Source organism: Halomonas sp. THAF12 (assembly GCF_009363675.1).
Lineage (GTDB): Bacteria > Pseudomonadota > Gammaproteobacteria > Pseudomonadales > Halomonadaceae > Halomonas > Halomonas smyrnensis.
The window spans coordinates 64101-78117 of sequence record NZ_CP045400.1 but is presented as its reverse complement, the minus strand read 5'-3'; the positions used below and the strand labels follow the sequence as shown (position 1 = coordinate 78117).

23 protein-coding genes are annotated in these 14017 nt (G+C 63.6%); 17 read left to right on the top strand and 6 right to left on the bottom strand.

The genetic code is table 11. The features are described from left to right. Positions 1 to 32 precede the first annotated feature (32 nt). From FIU88_RS18240 to FIU88_RS18195, 11 genes are all read left to right on the top strand, one after another. Positions 33 to 506, top strand: coding sequence for a hypothetical protein (locus FIU88_RS18240; protein WP_152480373.1), 474 nt, complete (start codon positions 33 to 35; stop codon positions 504 to 506). Further along, positions 503 to 781: a hypothetical protein gene (locus tag FIU88_RS18235; RefSeq protein ID WP_152480372.1), complete on the top strand. Its 279-nt coding sequence runs from the start codon at positions 503 to 505 to the stop codon at positions 779 to 781. The genes FIU88_RS18240 and FIU88_RS18235 overlap by 4 nt, the downstream gene beginning before the upstream one ends. A gap of 76 nt (positions 782 to 857) precedes the next feature. Further along, positions 858 to 1874, top strand: coding sequence for a helix-turn-helix transcriptional regulator (locus tag FIU88_RS18230; protein WP_152480371.1), 1017 nt, complete (start codon positions 858 to 860; stop codon positions 1872 to 1874). Positions 1875 to 1883: 9 nt separating this feature from the next. Next, on the top strand, positions 1884 to 2177 hold the full coding sequence (locus FIU88_RS18225; RefSeq protein ID WP_152480370.1) for a hypothetical protein: 294 nt from the start codon (positions 1884 to 1886) through the stop codon (positions 2175 to 2177). Beyond that, positions 2155 to 2559, top strand: a complete 405-nt coding sequence (locus tag FIU88_RS18220) for a hypothetical protein (RefSeq protein ID WP_152480369.1) — start codon at positions 2155 to 2157, stop codon at positions 2557 to 2559. Before FIU88_RS18225 ends, FIU88_RS18220 begins: the two co-directional genes overlap by 23 nt. Beyond that, the gene (locus FIU88_RS18215; RefSeq protein WP_152480368.1) at positions 2556 to 3047 is read left to right on the top strand and encodes a hypothetical protein; all 492 of its coding nucleotides are present in this window, start codon (positions 2556 to 2558) and stop codon (positions 3045 to 3047) included. Before FIU88_RS18220 ends, FIU88_RS18215 begins: the two co-directional genes overlap by 4 nt. A gap of 40 nt (positions 3048 to 3087) precedes the next feature. Then, on the top strand, positions 3088 to 3396 hold the full coding sequence (locus FIU88_RS19250; RefSeq protein WP_172977777.1) for a hypothetical protein: 309 nt from the start codon (positions 3088 to 3090) through the stop codon (positions 3394 to 3396). 64 nt (positions 3397 to 3460) lie between these two features. Beyond that, the gene (locus FIU88_RS18210) at positions 3461 to 4738 is read left to right on the top strand and encodes a hypothetical protein (RefSeq protein WP_172977776.1); all 1278 of its coding nucleotides are present in this window, start codon (positions 3461 to 3463) and stop codon (positions 4736 to 4738) included. Positions 4739 to 4791: 53 nt separating this feature from the next. After that, a complete protein-coding gene (locus tag FIU88_RS18205) occupies positions 4792 to 5304 on the top strand; it encodes a hypothetical protein (RefSeq protein ID WP_152480366.1) in 513 nt (170 codons plus the stop codon). Next, positions 5305 to 5880, top strand: a complete 576-nt coding sequence (locus FIU88_RS18200) for a hypothetical protein (RefSeq protein WP_152480365.1) — start codon at positions 5305 to 5307, stop codon at positions 5878 to 5880. 206 nt (positions 5881 to 6086) lie between these two features. Beyond that, positions 6087 to 6581, top strand: a complete 495-nt coding sequence (locus tag FIU88_RS18195; RefSeq protein ID WP_152480364.1) for a hypothetical protein — start codon at positions 6087 to 6089, stop codon at positions 6579 to 6581. Between the two features lie 127 nt (positions 6582 to 6708). On the opposite strand, the gene FIU88_RS18190 is transcribed toward FIU88_RS18195, so the two are convergent. From FIU88_RS18190 to FIU88_RS18180, 3 genes are read right to left on the bottom strand one after another with little or no spacing between them, the layout of a single operon-like run. Next, positions 6709 to 8352: a phosphoadenosine phosphosulfate reductase family protein gene (locus FIU88_RS18190; protein ID WP_152480363.1), complete on the bottom strand. Its 1644-nt coding sequence runs from the start codon at positions 8350 to 8352 to the stop codon at positions 6709 to 6711. A 53-nt stretch (positions 8353 to 8405) separates the two neighbouring features. After that, positions 8406 to 8642: a hypothetical protein gene (locus FIU88_RS18185; protein WP_152480362.1), complete on the bottom strand. Its 237-nt coding sequence runs from the start codon at positions 8640 to 8642 to the stop codon at positions 8406 to 8408. Positions 8643 to 8683: 41 nt separating this feature from the next. Continuing rightward, positions 8684 to 8911 (bottom strand): hypothetical protein, encoded by a 228-nt coding sequence (locus tag FIU88_RS18180; protein WP_152480361.1) that lies wholly within the window; start codon positions 8909 to 8911, stop codon positions 8684 to 8686. A gap of 241 nt (positions 8912 to 9152) precedes the next feature. Between FIU88_RS18180 and FIU88_RS18175 the strand changes: the two genes are divergently transcribed. From FIU88_RS18175 to FIU88_RS18160, 4 genes are all read left to right on the top strand, one after another. Next, positions 9153 to 9434 (top strand): hypothetical protein, encoded by a 282-nt coding sequence (locus FIU88_RS18175; RefSeq protein ID WP_152480360.1) that lies wholly within the window; start codon positions 9153 to 9155, stop codon positions 9432 to 9434. 87 nt (positions 9435 to 9521) lie between these two features. Beyond that, positions 9522 to 9770, top strand: coding sequence for a helix-turn-helix transcriptional regulator (locus tag FIU88_RS18170; RefSeq protein WP_152480359.1), 249 nt, complete (start codon positions 9522 to 9524; stop codon positions 9768 to 9770). A 309-nt stretch (positions 9771 to 10079) separates the two neighbouring features. After that, positions 10080 to 10532: an antitoxin Xre/MbcA/ParS toxin-binding domain-containing protein gene (locus FIU88_RS18165; protein ID WP_152480358.1), complete on the top strand. Its 453-nt coding sequence runs from the start codon at positions 10080 to 10082 to the stop codon at positions 10530 to 10532. Further along, a complete protein-coding gene (locus FIU88_RS18160) occupies positions 10529 to 10993 on the top strand; it encodes an RES family NAD+ phosphorylase (RefSeq protein ID WP_152480357.1) in 465 nt (154 codons plus the stop codon). The genes FIU88_RS18165 and FIU88_RS18160 overlap by 4 nt, the downstream gene beginning before the upstream one ends. 62 nt (positions 10994 to 11055) lie before the next feature. Here the strand turns inward: FIU88_RS18160 and FIU88_RS18155 are convergent, their stop codons facing one another. After that, a complete protein-coding gene (locus tag FIU88_RS18155; protein ID WP_152480356.1) occupies positions 11056 to 11268 on the bottom strand; it encodes a hypothetical protein in 213 nt (70 codons plus the stop codon). A gap of 127 nt (positions 11269 to 11395) precedes the next feature. Here FIU88_RS18155 and FIU88_RS18150 point away from each other — a divergent pair, with 127 nt between their 5' ends. Beyond that, on the top strand, positions 11396 to 11866 hold the full coding sequence (locus FIU88_RS18150; protein WP_152480355.1) for a LexA family transcriptional regulator: 471 nt from the start codon (positions 11396 to 11398) through the stop codon (positions 11864 to 11866). Continuing rightward, positions 11866 to 13143 carry a Y-family DNA polymerase gene (locus FIU88_RS18145; protein ID WP_152480354.1) on the top strand — a complete coding sequence of 426 codons (1278 nt, stop codon included), beginning with the start codon at positions 11866 to 11868 and terminating at the stop codon, positions 13141 to 13143. The genes FIU88_RS18150 and FIU88_RS18145 overlap by 1 nt, the downstream gene beginning before the upstream one ends. Before the next feature lie 28 nt (positions 13144 to 13171). On the opposite strand, the gene FIU88_RS18140 is transcribed toward FIU88_RS18145, so the two are convergent. Next, a complete protein-coding gene (locus tag FIU88_RS18140; protein WP_152480353.1) occupies positions 13172 to 13471 on the bottom strand; it encodes a hypothetical protein in 300 nt (99 codons plus the stop codon). 6 nt (positions 13472 to 13477) lie between these two features. Then, positions 13478 to 14017, bottom strand: a complete 540-nt coding sequence (locus tag FIU88_RS18135) for a hypothetical protein (protein WP_152480352.1) — start codon at positions 14015 to 14017, stop codon at positions 13478 to 13480.

The window sequence follows — 14017 nt, the reverse complement described above, 5'->3', positions numbered from 1 at the left end:
ACCCTCCCCCCCTGACCAAGAGGAGAATCCAGATGGATCAATCTTACGTCCCGATGGCCCGATGGGGTCGAGATCATTGGCGCTGCCTGGCCTATGTCGAAGCCGTGATGGTGGAGATGGCCGGCTTCCAGGTGGGCACTGACCCGCGCATGACCGCCAATCGGAGGCATTACCGAGTTCTGGCCGAGCAGTGCCCGCGGCCCAAGCGCCCGAGCCACCCGGTTCGCCCGGGCATGGTGATGCGCCCGGAGTACGCCACCACGCTGGCGGACGGCACCCAGCCGGACCCGTGGCACGACGACTGGAGCTGCGTGCAGGACTTCGCCGCGGAGGGGTTGTTTACGGTTGGCCCCGATCAGGTTGAGCCTGGCGCGACCCTGACCTTCAGTGACGCGGGGCTGGCGCTGACGGCTAAGCTGCGCCAGCACAAGGCGGCCGGTGGCCAGTACCGGGATTTCGCATGCGAAACCGGCCGACAGGCTGCCGTGGCAGGAGGTGACCTGTGACTAGCTTTCTGGTCCTGCTGTGGGTGTTTGCCCTCTTCTATGCCCTGTTCCTGGTAGGGAAGCTCATCATCGGGGACGCTCGCTTTACCCATCGCCCCTTCTTTATCCGCTGGATGGTGGTCTGGGCCACCATGCTGGCGCTGTCGGCTGCTATCCGCCTGACCGATCCCGAGCCCGAGTCACCCGAGCCGCCCCCGGCGCCGCTGCTGGAAGGGCCGGTGAACATGGCGATGCTGCCGGCCGTGCGCAGTGGCGTGGAGAGGTTTTCGCTGTGATCGACCTCGGCCCCTTCCTTGGCAAGGGGAGGTGGCCTCGTCTGCTGGTGTGAGATTCGTGAGTGGGAGTGAGCCTGTGCGAGACAAGACAACGACAACCCGATACCTGGCAAGGCTGCCGGCGCTCCTGGTGCTGATCGGCGCGATTGCCTTGCTTCAGCTGCATGCCATCCAGTTCTGGACCGAATTCGTCGGCCCAATGGGCTGGGCTTGGGCAGTGCTCCTCGAGGTCGTCGCCCTGTGGCTCTGGTATCAGCGCCAGCTGGCGCGGCGAGCGCTGGCGCTGGTGACCAGCGTGCTGGCACTCACCGGCCCGGTCTACACCGTATGCGAGCCTCTGGTGGAGGAGTGGCTGACGGCCTCGCACGTCGACGCCGGCCGTGAGCTACGGATTGAGCGCTTGACCCAGGAGGCGGCGCGGCTGGAGGAGAGCCTGGCGACCTTCCGGGAGAACAGCGAGGCCCGGGCAGGCTGGCTCACACCCATCCAGGAAGCACAGGCACGGCTTACCGAGGTCGACGCCGAGCTGGCCGAGCTGATCTCGACGCCCCCGGCCGAGGCGATGACCTGGCGCCAGCAGGCGCTGGTCGTGATGCAGGCGCTGGCGCTGATCATCTTCCAGCTGTCGGCGGTGCTGGCCATCACCTCTCTATCGCGCATGGGGCGATCTGCGCCAGCTGTCATCGGTGGCCCTATCTCATCAGGCGAGAGGTTGCCCGAGGATAGCGCTGGTCTCGGAGAGGATGTGGCCGTGCCGAGCACCCCGCCCCCCGAGGACGTGTCCTGCAACCTCGAGCCCAGGCTGGGAAAGCCCAGCATGAACGAGACTAACGATGATAGCGAGCTGGGCAAGGGTCACTTCGAGTACGCCGATATTGTCGCGCTACGAGAGGCCCTGGAGCAGCTGCTGGAAGAGCGCGGGACCACCCAGGCGGCGTTTTGCCGGAACCACGGGGTTTCGCCACGGGATCTCTCCCTGCTGCGCCGCCATGAGGCGCGTAGTGCGTCGGGAGAGAGGACGATCTCCATCACGGCCCTGGAGCGACTGGCCTCCATCATCGACGCGCAACCGATGAGCCGTGCTGCAACGTAGGAGGTAGAGATGGGCACTTCGCTGCATACCGTGAACCCGTCACCGGAGCTGGCCACGGACGAATCTCTGGCCGGTCGTCTCCAGGAGTACCAGCGCCACCGCGCCGTCATCGAACAGGATCTTCGGCGGGCCGGCATTACCGACACCACTCCTCTCGAGCTTGCGGATCGCATCATTGGCGATGCGCTGCATTCCGCTTATGCCTGCATGGTCAGTGCTCATCGCATGGCACATGCCGGCCTCGCGAGAGGGGCACAAGAACACCAAGGGGGACCGAATTATGGCGAAGCCGAGTCACCGTAAGGGAGAGCTGCTGGCGCTCTCCAGCGGTGGGACCACCTACTACCATTGCAGCGGCCTGTACCGGGCACTCGTAGACTTCAACCTTGGCGAGCTGGCCGAGCAGTATTGCCGCCAGGCGCCCTACCGGCAGGGAACGCTCGACGCCCTCAACAAGGGCATGGTGACCATCGAGCAGATCACCCAGATGGAAGCGGTCGGTGCCTTCTCGCACCGCGATATTTCCGATCAGGGCTTTGGCAGCTATCTGATCAACCGCGGCTATCTCCAGCTAGTGATGATCGATGAGGTCCACTGCGGGGCCGGCTTCTCTCCCGACCTCGTGCGCGAGAGCGCCAATGCGCGGGCTCAGTCGCTGAGCCAGCTCTCCGGGGGCTTCGCATGAATGCACTGTCTCCCGAACCCATCACCCAGGAAGCTCCGGGAGGTGACATGGCAGAGCGAGCGGCCTGCCCCGTCTGCGGTTGTGAGGACAGCCCGGACTACCTGCGCCGAGTAACCGACTGGTTCCACGCCCACTGGTTGTCCTGCCGGCGCTGTGGCTACCAGACCGCGACCCATCCGGCCTTTGAGAGCGCTGAGCGCGACTGGGACAAGGCTTCAACCGGCCGCCAGGCGGAAGAGGCAGGACTGCTGGTGCCGGCCGTCCAGGTCTTCTCCATGCGCGACCTCGAGCTGCTGGAGTCCCTTCAGATGCAGGTGCCTGATGGCGACTGTGCCCGAACCTACCTCGTGTCCCGGGACGCTCTGGAGCGATGGAAGGAGGTCGCCCGCTTGGGCAGGGACGAGGTGGACGAATCGCTGGCGCCGGCCGTGGCATCGGTTGAACGCGAGATCGCCGCCCTGCTCCACGCGCAGCAGGACGAAGACTGACCCTCTGGCGCCAGCCATTGAGGGAGGAAGGAGGATAGATGTGACCCCTGACGGATTTATTGCGAACCCTAGGCAGAGTCAGCCTGGCTGCCTCATCAAGCCCCGCCGACTTGTCGAAATGGCCGAGGAGAGGGCCGGGACTGGCTGCGGCCTTCACTACGAGCTTTATCACTTCGAGGTCGTGACGCAGCTTCGCCGCTGGCACGACATGCTGGGAGACCCCGCAGATCGAGACGGCTTGTTGGCGGAAGCTGAGCGTCGCGGGTACTCCTGCGATGATGCTGGTCTCCAGGCAGCTCGAGAGGAGCGCGAGGCGTTGCTGGACGAGCTTCGGGAAGAAATGGTGTGACGATGCCACCGAGAGGCCCGCGTGTTGGTGTCTTGCGGATCAGAGAAAAAGGAATATGCGTGTCATGAAGTACCTAGTGAGGGTGCAGTGTGCCGTGCGTCACCCGTTGACGAAGCGTGCCGGGCTGGGCTGTGCGATCGCAGCCGGCATCAGTGTGGCGAGGTGGTGGCTAGGCTACGAAGCCTCGGTGGTGATCGGCTTTTTGTCAGGGTTGGCGGGGGTGGCCGGTGCCGACTTGATATTGAGCGATCGCGATACCCTTGCCCGCCGCTGGGCGACGATGAAGCACATGGCTGGGGACTACGGAAGGGTGGCAATCGTCGTGGCCTCGCTGCTGGCGGTCATGGCCCTGGCAATGAGTCACCGACAAACGCCAGACGCACCGCTGGTTCAGGATATGCAGTCTTGGGTCGAAGTCCTTGGGCTGCTGGGTGTCGCCCTGGTGCCGCCTATCCGGTATGTGCTGGGGGCGGTGCCCTCTCTTGTGAGCATGCTGGCCCAGTATTGCCTTGGGCTCACGGGCTACGCGATTGCCTTGTGGGGCATCGGCGCGGTGGGTGATGAAACCCTCCAGTGGGTCGCGGCGAGTCCTGGCGAAGCGGCGGCACTCGCCGCCACGGCCGTGATTTGCCGGTGGATTCTACAGGCGAGCGCTTTCAGTTTTCCCTTCGCCTCTGCGGGTATCGCGCAGGGCGGGAACGCGGCTGAGAGCATGGCCAGTGCCCGCCTGGCGCGTGCCCCTCTGCCGCAGACACCGCGAGATAGTCACTACACGGCCGCGCACGAGGCTGGTCACGCCCTGGTCTTCGCGGCGCTTGGTGGTCTCCCAGCTGACATGAAGGTGGTGGTGAACGCGCAGGCGGCCGAGGGTGACCCGCTGGGGTTTGTCACCGCCCTATCCAGCAAGCACCGCCTTCACGAGAAGGCTTTTGCGGAATGGTACATGTTGGTTTTCCTTGCCGGCCGGATTGGTGAAGAGGTAATCCACGGCGAATCGACGCTGGGCAGTGGCTACGATCACCAGCGCTGGCTCAGCATCGCTCGCCAATACCTCGCCTGCCACTACCGTGGCATGTACTACCCCGCCCCGGAGACCCGGTGGGAGCATGAGCACAACGATGCCCAGCTGATCGCGTTGCAGGCCGAGCAAACTGCCCTGGTGCGCACCCTCTTCGAGATGAACATGGAGGTGTTCAAGGCGCTCACCGACACGCTGATTGCCCAGCGCGAGATGAGTCGTGACGATTTATCGCCGTTGCTCAGTCGGGTATGGCTGCCAGAAGAGTTCCCGTTGCCGTTAGGCCCATTCGACAGGTTTGGCAGAGACGTTGACGACGTGTGACAGAACCAGCAGGACGATGACTGATGCTGCCCCCATCCAGAAGGAACGTATGAATGCTCGAGGAGATCGCTGATGCCCACGGCCTGAAACGCTACCCGGAAGCAGTGGCGGAAGGCCTCATTGAGCCGGGCATCCAGCCGCTCACAGATGCACTGTATGAGTCTGGAGCGAACCCCTTGGCCAGCTGTGAGGGCCACACGCGAAGCATTGGACACTCGGGAGTCAGCTGGCTACTGCAATTCTTCGGGATGCCGGCCTCAACAACAATGTCGACTTCCCCTTATGCCATGTTCAGCGCTAGCGAGTCGTATGCGCGGTGCTTGCAGCAGAAGTGTGACGACCACATCCGTATCCAGGCTTTCATCTACAACTGGTGGGTAAGGGCGCATTTCGTTCCCGGCGAGTATGAGCTGGTCTGGATGATTCAGTTGAACGATAGCCGCTCGGGAACGCGGTCGTTCGACCTCGTGAAGGCTCGGCAAGACATTCGGCAGCTAGCATTGGTGGCTCGACAAGCCGCTGTGGCCTGCGGCTTTACTACAAACCACCCACGAAGGGAATTGTGAATGGCGACATGCTTGTTCCATGTAACCGGCCCGGTTCAGGCCTACCAGATCGCGAGGACGGGCCGCTATGTGCCCTTCTCAGTCGACCCGCTGAACACTGATGCCTGCCTGAACCTGTATGCCATGGCGGTGCGCGGCAAGCCCGTTGCCCTGTCCCCTGATGGTCAGCAGGTTGAGGCAGCCGGCGCGGCCCTAGTGGTGGAGTGGGATGGCCCCGAGGAGGTGCTGTCGACCTGGCAGACCTTGCCAAAGCCGAACGTCCTCTACCACCAGCCCTGGGACCAGTACAAGCACACTGCCCCCCTGGAGAAGCCGGAGGCCTACTACCGGAGTCTGCTCGCGGCCGGCACCGACCGCCACCTCAAGATCGTGGGCTTCAAGCTGGACGAGGAGACAGTGGAGGAGGCCTGGATTGCCGGTGATCTGCCCGACGAGATGATGGGGCTCTGGCGTTTCGGCCCGAAAGCGCTCAGGCGCCTCAAGTCCGACCGGGGGATCAAGCGCATCTACGCGGCCATGCAGCGCGTGATCGGAAGCGGTGATAGCGGCAGTGTCTTGGTGGTGGAAGGTCGTTGACACTCTGATCGATGAAAAGGAAGCGAAATGGACAAGTGGGTATTCCCCCTTCTGGCCGCTGGAGCACTGAGTCTTGCAAGCCTGGGGCTGTTGCAGTTCTTCCATGCGCCTGAGTGGGTCGTCTGGAGCGCAAGAGTCGCTGCTGTAGGGCTTGGGGTTATCGCTATGCACCAGAGTCAAAAGGCGTAGGACAAGCGGAGGAAGCAATGAAGGCCATAAGCACGTTCCAGTATGATCACTGGGCACCCAAGCCCGTCGAAGAGCTAGTGGTCGGGGACTTGATCTCACACGGGGGCACTGTCGCCACCGTGACTGCACCGCCCTATGAAGAAGCGGGGGTGACGCGGATTCCTGGGAAGCCCTATGACCCTGGCCCGATCAATTTGATGCTCGGCGAGTTTGCCGATGACAAAGAGCACATCGTCATGGCCATGGATCTGGTGGGGTCAGGCCTAGCGGAGTTCGATGATGGCACGGCACTGATCACGGATCTGGAGGAAGGCCATGGTCTGATCTACTCACCTCGCCTTCCGATCGCTGAGCTTGAGGCGTTCTGCGCTGAGCACATCGAGCGCTACCAAGCGTTCTACGATGCCAATGCCGATGCGATCGATAGATGCCAGCTGATTCCGATGCAGCCCTGGTGGCAAGAGAGCCCGACCCAGGAGGGTGGCATCATCTCGCTTTCTGGGCCGGAATAACGGAGCCGGTTGAGCATGCGTAAGTAGGCCCCGGGGTTTCGCCCGGGGCCTTTTTTGTCTACCACCTGAGGTGACGATTTCGCATGAGAAACTGAGGCCCCGGATTGCCCGGGGCCGTGGTGTGGGATTATCCCACCATCTCCAGCTGGAATTCGTTGCTGGCCAGCTCAGGGCGGCCACCGTGGAAGGCCCACTGCATGACGCCTTCCTCGCGCAGCCGAGCGACGGCGGTAAGGCGACGATCCAGCTCGCCGCGGCGGCTGGCCGGGATGCTGACCACGCCGCGCATGAGCAGAGAGTTGGCCACGCTCTCCGGGGCCTTATCGGTGTCGGCCGCCAGCATGTCGCCCTCAATGCTCAGCATCTCCATGGCGCCCTCGGGGTCGACCTCGAGGCGAGAGCCGGTGGCCACTGTGACGCCGGCATGGGCCATGAGCGGGGTGGTGACAGAGCCCAGGGTCTCCCCTTCCAAGGGGTGCAGTGATTGGCCGCCTGCCTGGGCCGGTGCGGCGGTGCTGGCGCTGGGAATGGGGAAGCGCTTGCCCTGGTGGTGGATTTCCACCCAGGCGCGGGTGGCTTCCCACGGGCGCACCTGGATACCGCGGATAGCCCAGCTCCACTCGATCGCGACCAGCTCCTGCGGGGTGATGATCTGGAACGCCGGGTTGTCTGAGCGCTCCATCTCCTCGGCGTCGAGGGTCAGGCAGGCCCGCAGCAGGTCCAGCAGGACACGGCCGCTGTAGCCGGCAGCGCTGATGTTGATGCCGCCACCGTCCTTGATGTCGGTGCCGATGAAGTTCCGGGCGCCCACGTCATGACGCAGTGAGACGATGTACTGGCGCAGCGCCAGCAGCGGCGCCATCTCCGGGTTGTCCTTGGCCATGTTGGTGAGGCTTTCGTCAGACTTACCGGCATACGGGCAGGCCCAGCAGCCGGTGCGAGCGCCGCACGGGGTCCGCTTGCCGCTGTCGCCGACGATGGAGCATTCGCCGTTGGCGCTGTTGTAGACCTCCAGCACGTCCGCCAGAGAGGTGGCGTAGCTCGGGAAAGGCCCTCCCTGTCCAAAGGGCTGGGCGAACAGGATGTAGTCCCACACGTCGCTGGTCGTCCAATCGGCAATGGGATAGGCCAGCAGGCGCCCTTGGTGATCCACCACGCCGCTCCCGGCGCCTTGGTCTGCCATGTTCGCCGCACGGCGAGCGGACTCCTCGAACCGGCTGCCCAGCAGGGTCACCTGACGCACTCCCTTGGGAAGGGACTTGGCATGCTGGCGCTTGAGCGCGTCGATCGGCTTGATCTTCCAGTCGACGGAGCAGTATTGGCTCTGCCCTTCGCTGGGCCAGGCCATTTGGCGACGGCCACCCAGGACGCTTACCTGCCAGCTCTCGGCTAGGCTCGGCAAGGCCCACTGTGCCTTCAGGGGAATGGCGTGCTCGGCGCAGAACGATCGCATGGCACGCAGATGGCTACCGACATGACGCTCGATCACGGGGTTCTCGATGCCGGTGTTGGAGGTCACCGCCATGTGCCCGATGTCCGCATTCAGCTTCCCTTCCTGCGCCAGCTCGGCCAGGGCCGCCAGCGCAAGGCTGGTGACCACGGTGGAATCCTTCCCGCCCGAATAGGCGATCAACAGGGAGGTGGGCCGCTCGGTAACTACCGCCTTCAGGAGGTCGATGGCCTGCCGCGCCCGCTGGGGCAGCGGCGCCGCGGCCGGCTCAAAGGTGGTCGGTGCTGCGGTTTCGGTGTCCAGGTTGATCGCCAGGTTCATGGTCTACTCCCTTCCCTTGTCGTTGTTCGGCTCGTGCGATGCGTTGTCCTGCTTCAGGCGTTGGCGCCTTGATGGACCTGGCCGACCAGCCGCGCCCCATCGGCGCTGTATTCGATGACGCCGACCTGCTCGTGAGGACGAGCACGGCGGGCCATTTTCTCGGCCTCGCGCTCGGCGACGTGCTGCACCGGATAGGTCTGCGTGGAGATCGGCATCCACTGGTTCCCGGGCTCGCTCTGGCTGGAGAGGCCGGCGACGACATAGAGCGGGTGCATGATGTTGAGCTTCATGGGGGTTCCTCGCGTTCGGATGTTGGCAGCTGGTTCGTGGGTTACAGGCGCTTCACGATGTCGTTGGGCGTCTCGGAGGTGGCCATGATCCTTCCGGTCTTGTGCCACCGTTCGGCGGTGCCGGAGCTGATATAGCGGCCTGTGCAGTAGAAGTCGTGCCGGCTGGAAACCCGCTCGACCAGGACTCGCTCACCGGCCCGAGTCAGGTAGTGGCCGGGCTCGACCACGATGGCTGGGAGGGTGAACAGGGGGATGAAGTAGGTCGTCATCGGTGCTCGTCCTGCGTTGGCGGTATTCAGGAGGCCCTGGCCTCCACCTGATGACTGTCATTATAGTGTGCAATGCACACTTTTTGAAGGTTTGCGCACACTTTTTTTCAGCAGATTCCCCGCTTCCGGCACGGTCCCGAATATCAATCATGGGCTATCGCCGGCATTTCCCATACTTGCCAAGGTGTGCATTGCACATATAGAATTTGATTTATGTCCAAGCCGTTGAACTGGAGGCTGTATGCCGGACGAAGAGATGCGAGAGCGCCAGCTGGCGACGATCAAGGACCATGCCGAAATTCAGCGCCTGATCCGCGACAACGAGGAGATCGCCCAGCTCGACCCCTGGACGACCATCGAGATTCATCAGGCTGTCGATCACCTTGTAGGGATTGACCTCGACCTGAACGACCGAGAGCTGTTTGGTCAGCTGCTGGCGCACTTCAACGCTGAGGAAGCCAAGGATTCGCCGCCCCGGTCGGCGCTGGATCGTGCCCGCCAGCGTTGGGGGCTTGAGGCGTAATCCCTTCCTGGCGCCAGCACAAGACCGCAGGCGCCCCTATGGATTTGGCCACTCGCCACGGCGGGCGGCCCTGAGTGAGAGACGCAGATGAGCAAATCAGAGACATCGAGTAACGAGGCCTTGCGCCAGCTCATGGAGCGCCACGGGCTGAAGCAAGAGCATGTCGCGGCCTTGACGGGCTACAGCGTCGAGACAGTGAAGGGCTGGTTTGCCTCACCGGAGTCGACCCGCTATCGCACGGTGCGTAAGCCGGTGCTGGAATCGGTGCGTCGGGCTATCGAGCTGGGCGAGCACTACAACCTGGAAGGCGTGAAGATCCCCAAGCCGAAGGCGTGATGGGGAGGGATTGTGCAGGCAAGGAGGTGTCGAGATGGGAGCAGCGATCGCTCATTACCGCGATATGTCGGAGCAGGATCTGCGTCGTGAGTGCATACGCCTGGCCAGACGTGTTGCCCGCCTGGAGGACGAAAAGGCCCAGGCTGAGGCACGGCGCGACCATTGGTTCCGAGAGCGGGAGGCAGCCTTGGATGAGATCGAGAAGCTACGGTCGAGCGCTTGACCCCCCATGGGGGCGGCAGAGGGATGGCGGGATAACGCAGATCATCTGATACACTGAAGGCGTATCAAATGATACGAGGAGGGGTTATGGAAGCCGCGATCAAAGAGTATCGGCCGAAGCTGAAGCGCCGGAAGGACGACTTCTGGAAGGCTCTTGGCCTTCCCCCGCGTGGCGCCAAGCTGCATGAGGCGCTGAGTGAGGGCGTCTCGTACAAGGTCTACATCAAGCTCACCGAGGCCTCCGGGCTCGAGAGCAAGGAGCTGGCGCGGTATGTGGTCATCCCTCCGGCAACTCTGAAGCGCCGCGCTGACACTGGCTACTTCAAGCCGGCCGAGGGCGATCGGTTGTACCGTTTCGCTGAGGTCTACAAGAGCGCGGTGGACCTGTTCGAGGGCGACAAGGCAAAGGCGAGGGAATGGCTCCTCAGCCCGGTACGAGGGCTTGGTGGCCGTCGCCCGGTGGAGATGGTGGCTACGACTGCTGGCGCTGAAGCTGTCCTGGACCTGATCGGTCGACTTGAGCACGGCGTCTTTGCATGACCTCGGTACGCGGCTATCGGCTCGTCAAGCGGAAGTGGCTCAAGACAGCCTTTGATGGTGAGGGGGCTCGACTGTACGGCGGACGCTGGAACAGCAAAGGCAAGGCCTGCGTGTACCTCGCGAGCACCGAGTCACTGGCCATGCTCGAGGTGATGGTTCACCTGGAAGACAACCAGCTGCTGAAGGAGTATGCGCTCCTGGAGGTGACGTTCCCAGAAGAGTTGCTGATGCAGCTCCCGGAGGACGTGTTGCCAGCTGACTGGCGAGCTGAGCCGGCGCCCCCCTCCACTGCTGAGATCGGTGACGACTGGCTCGAGGGACAGTCGAGCCTGGCGCTGGCGCTCCCGAGTGTCGTCGCACCCAGGGAGAGGAACTACCTCGTCAATCCTGATCATCCCGACTTCCAGGCATTGGTCGATGGTGCCGAAGAAGTCGTGTTTGCCCCGGACAAGCGCTTGTAGCGGCGGCGCCCAAACGTGAAAAGCCCCAGGAGAACCTGGGGCTGGAAGGGTGCTGATTATGGCTAGTGTGGTGCTGGCGCCGAAGGGCCATAGGTTCCCGCTTCGATGTCTGCCTGGAGCTGCTGCTCGATGGCATCTTGCTCTTGCCTCTCGCGATCGCGCATCGCCGCGACCTCTTCATTGAAGCCTACGCAGCGCCAACAGTCGTCTCCCCTGCCGGGGTGGTCAAGACCGCAGGTGATACAGGTGCGGAAAATCGGTTCGTTGATGGTCATGGTGCCTCCTCATTCCTGGATTCAGGTCTCATGAGGTAGGTAGAGGCGATCCTGACAGTGGTGCCAGCTTGCAGTGAGCCTACCACCTCTCAGATACTGTGCGCATATACAGTATTGGGAGAGAGACATGCCACCCCTTCAGCATGATGACGTTACCCCCTACGGTCTCGAGATCCTGGGGCAGTCGGCCTGCGATTCCCGCCATACCCTGCCACTGATGGCCGGGGAAGTGAGAGCCGGTTTCCCCATCCACGCCGACGCGGAGCTTGATCGTGTCCTCGACCTCACCGAGCACCTGATCCCTCACCCCAGCGCCAGCTACTTCTGTCGGGCCAAGGGCGACAGCATGGTGGGCCACGGCATCTATGACGCGGATTTGCTCATCGTTGATCGATCGCTGGCGCCTGTGACGGGAGACATCATCGTGGTCGCTCTCGACGGGGAGCTGACCTGCAAGCAGCTGGGCCAGTGGCATGGCCAGCCGGCGTTGCTGTCGGGGAACCCCGAGTATCCGCCTATCGCGCTGCGTGGCGTTGCGTGTGAGACCTGGGGCGTGGTCACCCACAACATCCATTCCCATCGTCGCCGAGGCCGGTGATGATCGGGCACTGCGACTGCAACAACTTCTACGTCAGCTGCTTCCGAGTGTTCATGCCTGAGCTGGCGGGGCGCCCTGTAGGGGTGCTCTCCTCGGGAGATGGCTGCATCGTGGCCCGGTCGAACGAGCTGAAGGCGATGGGGGTGGCCAACGGCACGCCGGTATTCCAGCTGCCTCATGAGGTGCGCCAGCAGACCGTGCTGCTGAGTTCGGCCTACCCGCTGTTCGGGGAGTGTTCAAGGCGGGTGGTGGCCACCATGCGGGCGACGACCGGCCCAGTGGAGGCTTATAGTATTGATGAGCAGTTCGTTGACCTCTCTGGTCTCTCCCTCAAGGCCCTGCAAGCCCATGCTGAGGAGCTGCGTCACATCGTCCAGCGCAGCACCGGCATCCCTGTCTCGATCGGCGTGGCGCCCTCTCGCACCCTGGCGAAGGTGGGCACCGGCATCGCCAAGAAGCAACCCGCCTATGGGGGTGTCTGCGTCCTCGAGGCGGACCACCCGGCGACCCGGGCTCACCTGGGGCGCATGCCCGTGACAGATGTGTGGGGCGTGGCGAGCCGGACAGGCGAGAAGCTGGCGCGGCTGCGCATCCACACCGCTCTGGATCTTCGCGAGGCCAATCCCAGCGAGATCCGCAGGCGCTTCGGCATTGTGCTGGAGCGGACCCTGTGGGAGCTGCGCGGCCAGGATGTGATCCGCCTGGATGACATCGACCAGAAGCGCCAGAACATCATGACCAGCCGCACGTTCGGGAGCACCACCGGGCGCCTCGAGGATCTACGCGAGGCTGTTCGATCGCATGCGCAGGCTGGCGCTGAGAAGGTGCGCCGCCAGCAGTCCGTGGCCCGGGCCGTGATGGTGTTCCTGTCGACGCCTCGCTTTCGCAGCGACCTCCCCCAGGACTACCCCAGCCTGACCCTCACCTTGTCGCGGCCGACCGATGACAGCCGGCTGATCGTCGCTGCGGCACAACGCGCCCTGGAAGCCATCTATCGGCCAGGGCTGCTCTATGCCAAGGCAGGCGTCATGATGGTCGACCTCGCGGATCGTGAAGGCATGCAGCTCGATTGGCTCGAGGGTCAGCAGACGGAAGCCGAGCGCCAGCAGTCGGCGAAGGTGATGGGCGTGATGGATGCCCTCAACCGCGAGTTCGGCCGGGGCACGGTGACGCTTGGGGGGCGCCGTCAGGATGAGCGCTGGCGCCAGCGGCATGCACGGCAGACGCCGCGGTTCCTGACCTCATGGGATGAGCTGCCCACCGTGAAGATGGGCTGAGACGACTCAGAAGGCGGTAAAGCTGGCGCTATTTCGCCCTTGGCGGGGGGAGCATGCGCTGGAGCACCCTGTCGGTGAATTCGGCGTCACCTTCTGGCACTCTGCCGCCCTCCTCCTGGATGATCCAGCTGAGCGCGGCATGCAGCATGTAGGCCTGCACATGGGGTGGCACTGGGTAGGTGCCAGCCCGCCATTCATAGAGCCTGTTCGGACGGTACTTGGTGCCCAGGTCTCGGTTGAGCTGGGCCAGGGCCTCCGACTTGGGGTGCTTGTCGCCAGCGGTGGCGACATGGAGCCAGGAGTCTATGAGATTGGTGGGCTGTGGCATCAGGGATTATCGGTTCGTGAAAAGGGAGTGTAGGGCCTTGCTCAGAAAGCCTCGCTTGGGCTCACCGGCATCTTCAGCTGGCTCCGGTGGCGCCTCGGGGGCGGGGGGCTCGTCCTCAGCATCGCTGCTCAAGGAGGCCGCCTCGGGCTCGCCGCGGAAGTAGTTGGCCAGGGCGACCCGCTCCTCAAGATACGATGTCGAGACACTGTTGGATAGGTCCGCGGCCTCTGCCGACGAGAGCACAGCGGGTGAGCCCTCGACCTCTTCAGCGATCGCCCTCAGGCCTTCCTGGTTGAAGGGCAGCTCTGCGCCCCGGAAGATCGCCGAGAGGATGGCTTGCAGCATGCCGATGGTCGGTATCTCATTGCTCTCTACCCCGAAGATCCAGCTGCCCTCGAGGTTGAAGAAGAACGTCCCCAGGGGCTCGTCGTAGCCGGCCACGCCATGGCTGAGCCAATCATAGAGGTCGTACCCTACGAGGTCGGTGAGGTCTTCCTGAGCCTCGGTGGGGTCGTGCAGTACCTTGAAGAAGCCGTGTCGTGACAT

Coding starts and splice junctions, on each gene's coding strand:
- FIU88_RS18215 (WP_152480368.1), top strand. CDS start 2,556: ATGAATGCACTGTCTCCCGAACCCATCACCCAGGAAGCTCCGGGAGGT.
- FIU88_RS18220 (WP_152480369.1), top strand. CDS start 2,155: ATGGCGAAGCCGAGTCACCGTAAGGGAGAGCTGCTGGCGCTCTCCAGC.
- FIU88_RS18165 (WP_152480358.1), top strand. CDS start 10,080: ATGGAAGCCGCGATCAAAGAGTATCGGCCGAAGCTGAAGCGCCGGAAG.
- FIU88_RS18185 (WP_152480362.1), bottom strand. CDS start 8,642: ATGAAGCTCAACATCATGCACCCGCTCTATGTCGTCGCCGGCCTCTCC.
- FIU88_RS18205 (WP_152480366.1), top strand. CDS start 4,792: ATGCTCGAGGAGATCGCTGATGCCCACGGCCTGAAACGCTACCCGGAA.
- FIU88_RS18145 (WP_152480354.1), top strand. CDS start 11,866: ATGATCGGGCACTGCGACTGCAACAACTTCTACGTCAGCTGCTTCCGA.
- FIU88_RS18170 (WP_152480359.1), top strand. CDS start 9,522: ATGAGCAAATCAGAGACATCGAGTAACGAGGCCTTGCGCCAGCTCATG.
- FIU88_RS18240 (WP_152480373.1), top strand. CDS start 33: ATGGATCAATCTTACGTCCCGATGGCCCGATGGGGTCGAGATCATTGG.
- FIU88_RS18140 (WP_152480353.1), bottom strand. CDS start 13,471: ATGCCACAGCCCACCAATCTCATAGACTCCTGGCTCCATGTCGCCACC.
- FIU88_RS18225 (WP_152480370.1), top strand. CDS start 1,884: ATGGGCACTTCGCTGCATACCGTGAACCCGTCACCGGAGCTGGCCACG.
- FIU88_RS18200 (WP_152480365.1), top strand. CDS start 5,305: ATGGCGACATGCTTGTTCCATGTAACCGGCCCGGTTCAGGCCTACCAG.
- FIU88_RS18190 (WP_152480363.1), bottom strand. CDS start 8,352: ATGAACCTGGCGATCAACCTGGACACCGAAACCGCAGCACCGACCACC.
- FIU88_RS18175 (WP_152480360.1), top strand. CDS start 9,153: ATGCCGGACGAAGAGATGCGAGAGCGCCAGCTGGCGACGATCAAGGAC.
- FIU88_RS18155 (WP_152480356.1), bottom strand. CDS start 11,268: ATGACCATCAACGAACCGATTTTCCGCACCTGTATCACCTGCGGTCTT.
- FIU88_RS18135 (WP_152480352.1), bottom strand. CDS start 14,017: ATGTCACGACACGGCTTCTTCAAGGTACTGCACGACCCCACCGAGGCT.
- FIU88_RS18195 (WP_152480364.1), top strand. CDS start 6,087: ATGAAGGCCATAAGCACGTTCCAGTATGATCACTGGGCACCCAAGCCC.
- FIU88_RS18180 (WP_152480361.1), bottom strand. CDS start 8,911: ATGACGACCTACTTCATCCCCCTGTTCACCCTCCCAGCCATCGTGGTC.
- FIU88_RS18160 (WP_152480357.1), top strand. CDS start 10,529: ATGACCTCGGTACGCGGCTATCGGCTCGTCAAGCGGAAGTGGCTCAAG.
- FIU88_RS18150 (WP_152480355.1), top strand. CDS start 11,396: ATGCCACCCCTTCAGCATGATGACGTTACCCCCTACGGTCTCGAGATC.
- FIU88_RS18210 (WP_172977776.1), top strand. CDS start 3,461: ATGAAGTACCTAGTGAGGGTGCAGTGTGCCGTGCGTCACCCGTTGACG.